Genomic DNA, 13,568 nt, shown 5'->3' on the forward strand with positions numbered 1-13,568 from the left:
AGCAGGGTATAAAATTCTTGAAATCGACTTGCATTTTTGGTTTAAGCTTTCGATATTTGCAGCATCTTAAAACGGTCAGACGTTATAAGATTGAAAAGAAGTAACGCCTCTTTAGCTCAGCTGGTAGAGCAACTGACTTGTAATCAGTAGGTCATTGGTTCGATTCCGATAAGAGGCTCTTTTAAGCAACATGCATTAAACTTCTTTAAAAAGCCTCTTTAGCTCAGCTGGTAGAGCAACTGACTTGTAATCAGTAGGTCATTGGTTCGATTCCGATAAGAGGCTCTTTGAGCGACACTCATTAAAATTCATTTGAAAGCCTCTTTAGCTCAGCTGGTAGAGCAACTGACTTGTAATCAGTAGGTCATTGGTTCGATTCCGATAAGAGGCTCATAAAAAAGATCTCCAAGATTTCTTGGAGATCTTTTTTTGTTTAGTCCAAACTAAGTTTTGCTGCTATAGCGATTTTCTTTGGTATATCTGTGTTATCCATTTTCTGACTGAATTGCTCGGAGCCAACTCCGATCGCATATACCGGTGCATAGGCGGCCGAATGGTTATTAGAGGCCCAGCTTATTGATCCCATCCGATTTAAGATTGAAATACTCAATGCGGCTATTTTGTCGTCGCTTGCGTAAAGGCTTTTTGCGGTTTCATTTTGATGATCGACAAAGCTTTTTTGATAGGCAGCTTCTAAAGCACTACGATCAGTTTCATGGATTGTAATTTTGGAAAATAAACCAGTTTGAGCAGCAATGAGATTCTTGAGATCGTCCCATGTTGCATTTGGATTATTCTTACGAAGGTTGCCAATTGCGTTCGAAAGTTCTGCATGCGAGGTTTTTTGGTGGGACAAGAATTTTGTTTTCAGCGAAGAACTTCCATTACCGACACCTAATCCTCCTGTTTCATGGTCCGCTGTAACGACTATAAGTGTTTCATTTGGGAATTTTTTATAAAAATCATAGGCGAGTTGTACGGAGGCATTGAAATCCAATACTTCCTGAATCGTCGTAGCCGCATCATTTGCATGGCATGCCCAATCAATTTTTCCACCTTCAATCATTAAAAAGAAACCATTTGTATTGTTTTTATGCAGTGAAGTGATAGCTGCAGATGTGATATCTGCCAATTTTAAATCATTTGGCTTTTGGTCTATGGCATATTTAAGGGCATCTATGGGACTGCCATCTGAATTCATCAATATGATCTTATCTGATTTATTGGGTAGTTGTGCATAAGCATCTTTTCCTTTAAGCACGTTATAGCCGGCTTTTTCTAATATGGGGAAAAGCGATGGCGCCTTTTTATGATCAAATGTTGTTTCGGGTTTGAGAAAATTGGATCCGCCAAAAAAATCAAAATTGGAAGTGACAATTTCTTTACCGATTTCATAATACATGTCGCGGTCTGCTTGGTGCGCATAAAATGAAGCCGGGGTAGCGTGGTCTATGCTGACGCTTGTAATAATACCGACTTTCTTTCCTTTTTGCTTAGCGGCATAAGCTATACTCTTATAGGGTACTGTTCCAGTACTGTCCATACCGATAACGCCATTTTTGGTTTTTTTTCCAACGGCTAATGCGGTACCTCCAGCGCCTGAGTCCGTTACGCCATTGGAGAGTGAATGTGTGGAGGCAAATCCAACATGAGGAAATTGGGTAAACACAAGTGGGATGGGATTATCTTTATGCTGTACTTCCGCTTGATGAATTTCGGTGAGATTAACCTGGTTGAGGCCCATGCCATCACCAATTAAGTAAAAGATGTATTTTGCTTCTTGGCCAAAAGAGGGGCAAACATGTAAAAAAACGAGGAGAAACAGAAATAAAACGTGTTTTTTCATTTGAATGGTTGTTATTTTAAAAAAACACAAATTACAGCCTTAGGATTAGCTTACTGTTAATTCAATATTATGAATTGTTTTTTTACTTGTTTCAACTGGTTTCTGCTGCTAATTTCTGGATATCTTTCACGGTTACTGTATGAATACCTGTTGTGTAGCGATTGATCGCCTGTAAAATTGCGGAAGCAACTTGTGCTACCGAAAGTGGCTTATAGGATTTGAATAATCCTATCGAATTAAGGATACGAAGGGTAGTAATGGCTGTCTTTTCACCGAAGCGATCTGTGTTTGGTCGAATTAATCCTCTCGGCTGGAAAATGATAAGCCGATTGAAATTTAGTGCTTTAACATCCTGTTCAAGGGTTCCTTTCATGCGGTTATAAAAAATTTTTGATGCAGGATCCGCAAGAAGAGCCGATAATAAGAGAAATGTAGGAAAACCATTTTTCTTGGCCAATGCCGCAAATTGCAAATTAAGATCATGATCTATTTTCCATTGTGCATCTTTACTGCCAGCGTCCTTTAATGTGGTGCCAAGGCAGGAAATAGCGATGTCGCCTTGGATCTCGCGCTCAAAATCCGTTAGATTTTCAAAATCTACGATAACCTGTTTCAATTTAATGTGCTCATCAAACGACACACGTCTTAAAAGAACAACGATTTCCGTAACTTCCTTAGATTTCAACATCAATTGAATGAGCGCCCTTCCTGTAGCACCAGAACTGCCAATTAAAACTACCTTCATTATTTCCTTACTTATTTTCTTTACTAATTATCTTGAATGAATTGCTTTACTGAGCGTTATTTGCCGAGATGATTGAGTATGCAATTAATCTTTATAATTAGGCTTGCCAGGAGTAAAGCGAACAATAGATTGATCCAATCGGAGGGTGTCTGCTACAGTGATTAGATCTTCTTCGACAATAAAATTTTGATCAATAGCGGTTTTTATTGTTGTAAAGTCCTCTTGATCGGCGTCTTGGAAATAGAGTAGGGATTGAATTGTAGATACTGCCACCAGTTCGAGTAATTCGTCTTCACCTTCGTATCCAACGTAGAAAAAATCAGCCATAATATTGATATTTGATGTTATACGAATATACTTTTTTATTTTTAAAATTTGTCAAATAGCGTGATAACTTCTTGAAGAGTGATAGACATTATGTCAAAAAGTTGTTGAAATTTGACTTTCTTTTATCCAGTTGTGGGCAGCCAGTGTAAAATACATTATATTTGATATAGTCATTTTAAAGATAATTAACAATAAGTTTTAATAACGATGGATAAAGAGCAGATACAAAATTGGTTAGATAATGGGTATGATATACTTCATCATGGAAGACCAGTGAAGGTTGAAGGTGATTTGTGGGATTACATCGATGGATTGGGAAGTTATGAAAATGTGTATGTTTTACGAGAATTAATCTATTGGACGGAAGAAGAGTTGGCAAATATTGGTAAATAGCGTTGAGACCCTGAAAATCCGTGTTCAGGATCCCTTCGGTTGTTTCTTGTGCTAGAATATAATATTACGTTTGAAAGCACAGCCTAATTCGATAAGGGAGTCTGTCTTCGCAATTCCTGAAATGCTATCGATTTTTTCATAAAGTAGTTGTCGCATATGTTCGTGATTTTTAGCAATAATTTTCACATATAACGTGTAGTTGCCCGTAATATAGTAGCATTCTGTAACTTCTGGTATTTTTTTGAGCTCTTCAATAATTCTGCTCGAATCATGATCTTTTTCTAAACTTAGCCCGGTAAAAGCACCCCAGTCATAGCCTAGCTTCTTTTCATTCAATACGGGCTTTATACCTGTCAGTATCCCTTGTTCCGTCAAACGGTTGATTCGTTGATGGATCATGGTATTGGATACGCCCATGGCTGTTGCTATTGCAGAGTAGGCCATCCGTCCATCTTCGTCTAAATATTTTAAAATCTGTAGATCAAAGTCATCGATATTATTCATTGTAGAAAGCGGTTTAAAAGTTAATTTTAATGTTTATAAGCTAATTTAGTGTTAAATTTTATTTTCAGTCAATAAAAAAGTAAATATTGTATATTTGTTTTATTAGAAAAAACTGAATTATGAGTACAGTAGCTAAACAAGGTAAGGGCGAGATGTTCATTGCCAAAGAAGAAAAATATGGAGCGCACAATTATCATCCTCTTCCGGTCGTATTAGAACGAGCTGAAGGAGTTATGGTATGGGATGTTGATGGAAAATCTTATTTTGATTTCTTGTCTGCATATTCTGCTGTCAATCAGGGACACTGCCATCCACGGATTGTACACGCTTTAAAAGAGCAAGCCGAGAAATTAACATTAACATCCAGGGCATTTTATAATAATAAACTGGGTGATTTTGAAGAAATGCTTTGTCATCTTTTTGGATTTGATAAGGCTTTGGTCATGAATTCGGGAGTTGAAGCTGTGGAAACAGCAATGAAGCTTTGTCGTAAATGGGCCTATCAGGTGAAAGGTGTAGCAGCCAATCAAGCGAAAATTGTCTTTGCCAAGGACAATTTCCATGGTAGGACAATCTCTGTTATATCGGCATCCAATGATCCTACTGCAACACATGAATTTGGTCCCTTTTTAGATGGCATAGTACTCGTTCCCTATAATGATGTTGATGCACTAGAACAGTTATTTAAAGCAGATGAAAATATCGCCGGTTTTATCGTTGAGCCAATTCAGGGCGAAGCGGGTATTGTCGTTCCTGATGAGGATTATCTGATGCGCGTGAGACAATTATGTACAAAATACAATGTATTGTTTATTGCAGACGAAATTCAAACTGGTATTGCTCGGACGGGAAGCATGTTGGCATCCTATGCTATTGATGATGCGCAGAGTCAAAGCAAACCAGATGTTCTGATTTTAGGGAAAGCTTTATCGGGCGGTGTATTGCCGGTATCGGCAGTGTTGGCAAATGATTCCATTATGTTGTGTATTAAACCGGGCGAACATGGTTCGACTTATGGTGGTAATCCCTTAGCCTGTGCAGTAGCTATGGAAGCGCTAAATGTTGTGCGGGATGAAAATTTGACGCAACGGGCGTTTCAGATGGGGGCCTTGTTTTTGGATGGATTGCGTCAGATTGCTGCTAAGTGCACGTTAATTACAGAAGTGCGAGGAAAGGGGCTCTTGACTGCCATTGTAATTGATGCGGATGAAGAAAGTGATTTGGCCTGGAATATCTGTCTCAAATTTAAAGAAAATGGACTTTTAGCGAAGCCTACACATGGTAACAAAATTCGATTGGCTCCGCCGCTGGTTATTACAAAAGAGCAAGTCGAGACTTGCTTAGGGATCATTGAGCGATCGTTGACTAATTGGAAATAGTGTATGGAGAAAATGATTGAATTGATCAAAAACAGATCGGATATAGGAGCAGGGACTAGGGGTTCAGATCTGGGCATCGACGCCATCGAGATAGCTGCAATTAATAAAGGAAGTCAATATTTCATTAACTATCCATTTGTTGATGTGCCGACTCGAAATAGCTCCATTTATCAGAATGATAATCATCCTTTTGCGAAACATATTCAGCAGATTTATGAACAATGCAAACAAGTAGCTTCTACCGTTGAAGATAGCTTATCTTCCGGCAATTTTCCATTGGTATTTTCAGGGGATCATTCCTCCGCAATGGGGACGATCAGTGGTATAAAGTCCGCTTATCCTGATAAACAACTCGGTGTGATCTGGGTAGATGCGCATGCCGATATTCATTCTCCGCACACAACACCTTCTGGTAATATGCATGGAATGCCTTTAGCGGCGATGTTGAATGAGGATAATATCCCATGTAAAATCAATGAAATAGACGAATCGACACAAGAATTTTGGAATAAACTAAAACGAATAGCTGGCCCAGTAGGTAAAATACTATCCAATCATTTGATTTATTTTGGTGTAAGGGATACGGAAGAACCGGAAGATCAGGTCATTGAACGACTTGGCATTAAGAACTATCGTGTGGAAGATACCAGACAGCGGGGAATAACCGATTGTGTGGCTGAAGCATTGAAAATCCTAGAAGCATGTGATATGGTTTATATCTCTTTTGATGTGGATAGCATGGATAGTGAATTGATCTCGGATGGCACGGGAACACCAGTACCGAAGGGGTTTTTGCCAAGGGAGATTGTGTTGATTTTAGAAGAGATCATCCGATCTGGTAAGGTAATTTGTTTTGAAATTGTTGAAGTTAATCCGTTATTGGACAATAAAGGTAATAAAATGGCAGAGGTGGCATTTGATATATTAGAACGGATCACTCCGCTCATTGAATTGAAATCGAGTAATTAACCGGTTTTGGGATTGTCTATTTTCAAGCCCTTTTATTGATGTGTATCGTCAATAAAAGGGCTTTTTTAATAGTATATCGTTGAGCTTGGTGGATAAAAATAAGTCAGGCTTCCTGATGTTAAAACTCGTATTACTCTATGTGATTTAATATTGTGTTAACATGTTTCATGTACATTTGCAATTCGATTATTTACATGAAATATGAGGATTTCTGATAAAATTATTTTGTTTCTACTTTTTTTTATACAGCTTTTTTTGTGGCAGCCAGGTACTGCGCAGGTTAAATCCTTTAAAGATATCAGGGCGTTAAGTCAAAACCATCCGGATTCTGCAATTATGCTCGTAAAAAAACGTTATGCAAAAGCTGTTACGGATAAAGACTTATTATTACAAGCCAATTGTTTACAGGCGATTGGATGGTTATGTGTTAATCAGGGGCATTATGGACAGGCGCAGGACTACTATTTTCAAGCTGATCGAATCTATACGCAATTGAATTCAAAACAGCATCTTGCTTCGAATTGGAGTGATATCGGGGAGCTTAATATTTTCAACAAACAACATGATCTAGCGAAAGTTTATTTTAACAAGGCGCTACATTCTTTCCGAACAGAAGGGGATAAAAATGGAGAGGCAGGTACATTAGGGAATATAGGTCATTTATTTGAAAAGGAAGCGAACTACGACTCCGCCTTTGTCTACCAGAATCTTGCTTTGTCCATTTATAGCAGTATTGGGAATAAAAATGGAGAAGCTAAGATCCATGAAAATTTAGGCAGTATTTATGAAGATCTTGCAAGATATGACAGCGCTTTTTTTCATTTTGAAAAAGCACGTACCCTCTATACGGAAACAAAAGACAATTATGGAAAAATTGTGGTCATAAATAATATGGGCGATATTTTTAGGAAGACCAATAAATATCCAGAAAGTATCAAACTCACGCAATTGGCTTATCAGATGGCGGAAAATTTGGGTGATGTGTATCAAATGGCTGCTACGACAAAAGATTTGAGTAGAACCTACGCCTTGCGCGAGCAGATGGATAGCGCCTATTTTTATGCAGAAAAGAGCCGTAAGTTGGTGCTTGAACTTTATAGTGTGGATGGTGCTCGCCATACTGCTTTTTTTCAGGCACTCTACGATATGAATCAACAAGCCGAAGAGATCGAGAAATTACAAGTAACCAAAAGAATCAACTTAATCATGCTCTGGGGAACAATCGTGGTTTTAATTTTGTTAATTGTATTATCCTATGTATTGCATAGTCGCCAGAAAATTAAGATCAAAAACCAGATCTCCGATTCCCGAAAACAGGAGGCCGAACGCGAGTTGACCGAAATTGCACTTAAAAACCAGTTGCTTGAAGATAAGCAGCTCAAACAAGAACTGTCGCTCAAGCAAAAGGAATTGACATCCCATACCTTAAATTTAATCCGTAACAATCAATTTTTGGAAGAACTTCGTGATGAATTAAAAGAAATGGTTAAGGACGAACGCCGGGATCAAAAACGACAGATGCAGAAGTTGGTGTTGCAGATCAATGAAAATATCACACAGGGTATTCATTGGAAAGAGTTTATGGGAACTTTCGAAAAGGTGCATCACAGCTTTTTTGAAAAACTTATTCAACGATTTCCAGATTTGACGGCAGCGGATATGCGGTTAATCGCATTGCTTAAAATAAATTTGAATAATATCGATATTGCCGTCTTATTGGGCATATCACAAGATAGCCTTCGTGTTGCCAGACATCGATTGCGAAAAAAATTAAGACTAGAACAAGGAGAGGATCTCGCGGGCTATCTTGTTGGGATTTCATAATTTTTTAACACAGGGGTAATAGAATGTTAATGGCGCTTAAATTTAGTTTAAACTGCTGTTTATTAGTTGTTTATTATCGCTTGTTTCCTCGCTGTATAGCCCACTTTCTACCTTGTTTCCTTGTTGTAACGCTCGATATTTTGTGTGATTAAAATTGGCTGCCATCTTTGCGACAACAATCAGAGATTCATAATAATCTAAGCAAAATGAAAAACTTTTTAACAGTATTACTTGCCTCAAGTATTTCGGTCAGCGCTGCTTATGCGACCAAAATCAAAGGTAAGGTATTGGATGGTCAGACTGGTGAAGCTATTGCTGGTGCAACAGTTTTCTTGGAACAAAGTGGGCTATCGACCAAAACACAATTGGATGGTTCGTTTGAATTCAAAGGATTATCTGCAGGTGTGGATAAGGTCCATATCAAGCATATGGCTTACGCCGAACTAATTAAAGAAATCGAGATTCAAAAAGAAAATACCCCTCATTTTATTTTTCAGCTGACATCGACCGAACAAACATTAATGGAAGTAACTATAAAAGGACGTCGAAACGGTGGGGATGACGATCCTAGCGCGCGGCGTTTGGAAAAGAATGCGTCACAAATTATGAATGTTGTTTCGGCGCGCGCAATAGAGATTTCTCCCGATATCACCGTCGCAAATGTTATACAGCGTGTTTCGGGTGTATCCATAGAAAGAAATTCGAATGGCGAGGGGCAATACGCAATTCTGAGAGGGATGGATAAACGTTACAACACGACTTTGGTGAATGGCGTAAAAGTTCCGAGTCCAGATAATAAATACCGTTATGTGCCTTTGGATTTATTTCCTTCAGATATGTTGGAACGCTTAGAAGTCTACAAGTCGCTAACACCAAATATGGAAGCCGATGCAGTGGGTGGGGTTGTCAATATGGTTATGAAATCGGCGCCGACAAAGCTATTGCTTCAAGCAAATTTGGCAACGGGTTATAGCCAACGTTATTTTAATCGGGATTTTGGAAGTTTTTCGACAAGCGGAATCTCGGCAAAATCGCCCTATGAACAGCATGGGAAGAATTACAATGCAACCGCTGCTGATTTTAATAAGGGTGCATTAGATTATACTTATAAAAAGCCCCTTCCAGACCTTGTCGGCAATTTGACAATAGGCAATCGGTATTTGGATGATAAATTGGGCGTTATTTTGGGTGCGAGTTATCAAAATTTACATCGTGGCAGTCGTTCTATTTTCTACAAATCGGCTGTCGTTGGCGTAAATCCCAATGCGGTAATTACTGAGCAGAGTGATCGTCAATATGATGAACAGCAACAACGCTTAGGTTTGCATAACAAGATCGACTATCGATTTAATCTGAATCATCGGATTAGCTTCTATCAAATGTATGTGAATTTAAATAACATGCAATTGCGTGATGCTGTGAATACGATATATAATGGCCAGTATGATCCCAGTATTGGTAAAGCCGAACTGACCTATGTGACAAGAAGTCGAAAAACACAGCAACAGATATACAATGGTACCTTACAGGGGGATCATCATTTTTTAGATAATCGGCTGAATGTCCGTTGGTCAGGTGTGCTTTCTTCAGCGCGCAATCAATTGCCACAAAATACGATGATCAGTTTGGATGGCGTAGAAGAAAATTTTGAACGTAAAAGGACTTCTCTCGTCAATAAATCTCCTGTAACCTATCGCTGGGAACGGAATACGGATAATGATCATGCAGGTTATTGGGATGTAGCTTATAAAGTTCCAATGGAAAACAGTAAGCTGGAGCTATCGACCGGAGGTCTGTATCGTGATAAACAGCGTAGTAGTTTTTACAATAACTACAACTTATCACCAGCTTCTGCAGAAGAGGCAAAGTATAAATACGGTGTGGATTTTCAGCGCTATACCGATCTCAATCTGACTGTCACCAATCCTACTGGAGCTGTCGCAAATCCACTAACTTACGACGCTGGTGAGAAGACCACAGCATTGTACGGCATGTTCAATTATGAGAATGACAAATGGCAGATGATCGGTGGAATCCGTATGGAACACAGCAATCAGAATTATAAATTATTGTTTCCTGCAGGAGAAAAAAGACCGGAGGGATCACAAATTTATACAGAATGGCTGCCAAGTTTGACCATGAAATATCATTTGGACGAAAAACAACAGCTTCATGCAGCCTATTATCGCGCGTTAAACCGACCTGGATTTTATGAAATTGTACCCTCAAGTGTGGTTAATGAAGAGTTTTTAGAAAAAGGAAACCCAGATTTAAAACATGCCTTAGCAGATAATTTCGATTTAAGGTATGAATTATTCCCTGAAGCTTCTTCCCAATTTCTTGTGGGTATGTTTTATAAAAAAATCAAAAACCCAATTGAATATACCTTTCAACCGGATGAGGTTCGTAAGCAGGATGTATACTACACTCCGGGTAATTTTGGTAATGCCAACAACTTTGGTGTCGAGGTTGATTACATCAAGTATATCCAGAAATTTGGTGTTAAGGCCAATTATACCTATACACATTCACGTATAACGACCGCTAAGATGTCGCGTCGAATCAATGAAACCACACAGGACCCAGAAGCGATAATCGTGGATCAAACTAGACCATTATATGGGCAAGCTGCACATGTGACCAATCTATCATTGCTTTACAAAGATGCTAATAATGGCTGGGAAGGACAGTTGGCTGGATCTTATACTGGCTCACGGATCAATACAGTATCGCAATTTCTGAACGATGATTTATGGCAAAAGGGATTTGTTCAGTTAGATGCTTCTATTGAGAAAAAATTTAAAGCAGGTTGGGCCATTTTTGCCAAAGCCAACAATATCTTGAATACACCTATGGAATTATATGTGAAAGGAACAAATCCCGAAAATGAGAAGATCGCTGAAAAGCTTATTGAAGGCGGAAATACATTGATTAGAAAGGATTTGTATGGACAGAACTATATCCTTGGTTTACGTTATTCGTTTAGTAAATAATAGACCCGCGTAAAAACACAGCATGTTTTAATCTGAACATGGACGGTGTGAAATAACAACAGTTTGTTTCGGTGAAGCTTTCCCTTTTTTGGAACGATCAAGTTTTGAACAAGTATGATTCGCTTAATCATTAAAATTAAATATATACAGATGAAAAATAAATGTATTTTATCGTTTCTAGCATTTTTTATCGTGGTGTTAAGCGCCTGTGAAAAAGCAAATATTGATGTTGATACTTCTGATGCCGATGGAAGTGCTATCGGCGAGGTCTCCGGTGTGTGGAGTAAGGGGAGTGTGCAGCATATTAAGGGGGATATTATTATTCCCGAAGGTAAGACACTAACGATTGAGGAAGGCGTAACTGTATTGATGGATTCTGTCAATAAGCCTGAAATTGTTGTTTTGGGTAATTTATATGCGTTAGGTACAGCTGAAAATCCTGTCAAGTTTACGGTTGAAGATGGGTATAAGACGAAGACGAATGAATTTGGCAAATTATGGGGAGGAATTTTAGCCGCTCCAAGCTGTCAGGAACTTGTTTTGGACAATACCATCATTGAGTATGGGGGTGCAATTACATCAGACGCGTCGACTTCTGTAAAGATGGGCTTGTATAAAAAAGTTTCTGGTGAAGCTTTACCAGCGCTATGGTTTTCTAATCCAAATGGAAAACTAGTGGTTCAAAATAGTACGGTAAGTCATTTTCACGAAGACTGCACGTATATTGAAGGAGGAAAAATCATTTTTGCTAACAACCGTTTCTTTTCCAATGGGGTGACAGGTGGAGAAGCGATGAATTTCAAATCCGGATGTCTTGCAGATGTTGCTTATAACCTAGTGTATAGTGTAAATACCAATGCATTAAAACTGTCCAATTCAGGAGACCGTACACCCCAGGCTTATATTATTGTTTACAATAATACCATGCTCAACACTGGATGGCGCAGACCGACAGCCAAAGGAGGTTCGATTTGGTTAGAAGCATCTGTCAGAGCCGAGATTTACAATAATCTTTTTGCTAATACGCGGTTTGGAGTCAAGCGCGATCCGAAAAAGCCAGAAGATAACCGTTCTGTGTCAAGTAATAACTGGTACTATGGTTACAGCCAATTGAATGTAGATCAGTTTCAGGTCGGCAAAAATGATATTGTAGGCGGTAGTAATGATATTAGAGGTAAAGTGGCAGGAGATAATAATCCTAAATTTATAGCCTATCCTTTGGAAACGTCAGTCGACAACTATCTGTTTGACTCCACCTGGGATTTTCATCTCCAAGGGAATTCACCTGCATTAAAGGCTGGTACCCTTGCTTTTAAACCTCATTTTACGAGTGGCCTGGTGATGTCAAATGGTCTAATCTATAGTTCTCCCCAGCCAGCAGCATATGTTGGGGCATTCGGTTCCAAATTCTAATTTACTTCATATAATGACAAATTTAAAAACAATACTAACACTAACTTTGGGAGCATCAACCCTGCTTCAAATGGCATGCGAAAATGCGCAAACAAATAATATAGAATCAGTTAAGCCCGTTATTGTGACTGATGCTGTACGTTATGATTCGGATGATCCCGCAATTTGGATCAATAAGAGCGATCCGAGCAAGAGTTTGATTATAGCAACGGATAAAGATGCCGATGGAGCTTTATTCGTGTACGATTTACAGGGTAAAACGGTCAAAGAAAAAGTGGTTTCCAATTTAAAACGACCAAACAATGTTGATGTAGCCTACGGTTTGGTATTGGGAGGGAAACCTGTCGATATCGCCGTCACAACAGAGCGTATGACCCATAAATTGCGTGTCTTTTCATTACCCGATATGAAACCGATCGATCAAGGGGGACTGGATATGTTTGTTAGCGAAACTGAACCGGAATTTAGGGATCTGATGGGGATTGCCCTATATACTTCCCCAAAAGGAGAGATCTATGCTATTGTTGGACGGAAAAATGGACCAAAAGAAGGCTATTTGGGTCAATATTTATTGGAGGATAATGGTTCTGGTACGGTAAAAGCTACATTAGTTCGCAAATTTGGTTCATTTAGTGGAAAGAAAGAGATCGAGGCGATAGCGGTGGACAATGAGCTTGGATATATTTACTATTCGGACGAACAAGTTGGTGTAAAACAATACTATGCCGATCCAGCAAAGGGAAACCAACAGTTGGCATTATTTGCTACAACAGGTTTTAAAGAAGATCATGAAGGTATTTCGATTTATAAATTGACCGATAGTACCGGATATATCTTGGTGTCGGACCAGGGTGCAAATCGTTTTCAGGTCTTTAGTCGCGAAGGAACCCAAAGCAATCCTTTCGAACACAAATATCTGAAGACTGTACCGGTTATGGCAACACAAAGTGATGGTTCAGAAACGACCTCCTTTAATTTAAATGAAACCTTTAAACATGGCTTGTTTGTTACTATGAGCGACGATAAAACATTCCATTACTATCGATGGGAAGATATTGCCGAAGCGGATTTGAAAAAGAAATAGGTTATAGAATAAGTTGTAATAGCCACTACTTGATCTGACAGTTGGGTGTTCTTAAAAATTGTCAGGTTGCCTATTCGAATATAGTGATGTT

11 protein-coding genes and 3 tRNA genes are annotated in these 13,568 nt (G+C 38.8%); 10 read left to right on the top strand and 4 right to left on the bottom strand.

Annotated features, from left to right (window positions below; translation table 11 throughout):
- Positions 1-105: 105 nt before the first annotated feature.
- The 3 genes from BGP15_RS18640 to BGP15_RS18650 all read left to right on the top strand — a co-directional run bounded on the left by BGP15_RS18640 (position 106) and on the right by BGP15_RS18650 (position 391).
- Positions 106-178 (top strand) — tRNA-Thr (locus tag BGP15_RS18640).
- Positions 179-212: 34 nt separating this feature from the next.
- Positions 213-285: transfer RNA gene (locus BGP15_RS18645), tRNA-Thr, on the top strand.
- 33 nt (positions 286-318) lie between these two features.
- Positions 319-391: transfer RNA gene (locus tag BGP15_RS18650), tRNA-Thr, on the top strand.
- A 42-nt stretch (positions 392-433) separates the two neighbouring features.
- On the opposite strand, the gene BGP15_RS18655 is transcribed toward BGP15_RS18650, so the two are convergent.
- The 3 genes from BGP15_RS18655 to BGP15_RS18665 form a co-directional block, all read right to left on the bottom strand.
- Positions 434-1,846, bottom strand: coding sequence for an alkaline phosphatase (locus BGP15_RS18655; RefSeq protein ID WP_286770460.1), 1,413 nt, complete (start codon positions 1,844-1,846; stop codon positions 434-436).
- 91 nt (positions 1,847-1,937) lie between these two features.
- Entirely contained in the window at positions 1,938-2,591 is a 654-nt protein-coding gene (locus BGP15_RS18660; RefSeq protein ID WP_286770461.1) for an NAD(P)H-binding protein, read from the bottom strand.
- An 84-nt stretch (positions 2,592-2,675) separates the two neighbouring features.
- Positions 2,676-2,918, bottom strand: coding sequence for a hypothetical protein (locus tag BGP15_RS18665; RefSeq protein WP_046673541.1), 243 nt, complete (start codon positions 2,916-2,918; stop codon positions 2,676-2,678).
- Positions 2,919-3,125: 207 nt separating this feature from the next.
- On the opposite strand from BGP15_RS18665, the gene BGP15_RS18670 reads away from it, so the two are divergent.
- A complete protein-coding gene (locus tag BGP15_RS18670) occupies positions 3,126-3,311 on the top strand; it encodes a hypothetical protein (protein WP_046673540.1) in 186 nt (61 codons plus the stop codon).
- A gap of 51 nt (positions 3,312-3,362) precedes the next feature.
- Here BGP15_RS18670 and BGP15_RS18675 read toward each other — a convergent pair whose 3' ends face one another.
- Positions 3,363-3,815 carry an Lrp/AsnC family transcriptional regulator gene (locus BGP15_RS18675; protein ID WP_286770462.1) on the bottom strand — a complete coding sequence of 151 codons (453 nt, stop codon included), beginning with the start codon at positions 3,813-3,815 and terminating at the stop codon, positions 3,363-3,365.
- A 119-nt stretch (positions 3,816-3,934) separates the two neighbouring features.
- Here BGP15_RS18675 and rocD point away from each other — a divergent pair, with 119 nt between their 5' ends.
- From rocD to BGP15_RS18705, 6 genes are all read left to right on the top strand, one after another.
- Positions 3,935-5,194, top strand: coding sequence for an ornithine--oxo-acid transaminase (rocD, locus tag BGP15_RS18680; protein WP_286770463.1), 1,260 nt, complete (start codon positions 3,935-3,937; stop codon positions 5,192-5,194).
- Between the two features lie 3 nt (positions 5,195-5,197).
- Positions 5,198-6,163 (top strand): arginase, encoded by a 966-nt coding sequence (locus BGP15_RS18685; protein ID WP_112376510.1) that lies wholly within the window; start codon positions 5,198-5,200, stop codon positions 6,161-6,163.
- 336 nt (positions 6,164-6,499) lie between these two features.
- Positions 6,500-7,987 carry a tetratricopeptide repeat protein gene (locus BGP15_RS18690; RefSeq protein ID WP_286770464.1) on the top strand — a complete coding sequence of 496 codons (1,488 nt, stop codon included), beginning with the start codon at positions 6,500-6,502 and terminating at the stop codon, positions 7,985-7,987.
- Positions 7,988-8,193: 206 nt separating this feature from the next.
- The gene (locus tag BGP15_RS18695; RefSeq protein ID WP_286770465.1) at positions 8,194-10,980 is read left to right on the top strand and encodes a TonB-dependent receptor; all 2,787 of its coding nucleotides are present in this window, start codon (positions 8,194-8,196) and stop codon (positions 10,978-10,980) included.
- Between the two features lie 150 nt (positions 10,981-11,130).
- Positions 11,131-12,393 carry a right-handed parallel beta-helix repeat-containing protein gene (locus BGP15_RS18700; protein WP_070564482.1) on the top strand — a complete coding sequence of 421 codons (1,263 nt, stop codon included), beginning with the start codon at positions 11,131-11,133 and terminating at the stop codon, positions 12,391-12,393.
- Positions 12,394-12,406: 13 nt separating this feature from the next.
- A complete protein-coding gene (locus tag BGP15_RS18705; protein WP_083295850.1) occupies positions 12,407-13,477 on the top strand; it encodes a phytase in 1,071 nt (356 codons plus the stop codon).
- Positions 13,478-13,568: the final 91 nt, after the last annotated feature.

It is taken from the genome of Sphingobacterium sp. 40-24 (assembly GCF_001899705.1).
GTDB lineage: Bacteria > Bacteroidota > Bacteroidia > Sphingobacteriales > Sphingobacteriaceae > Sphingobacterium > Sphingobacterium multivorum.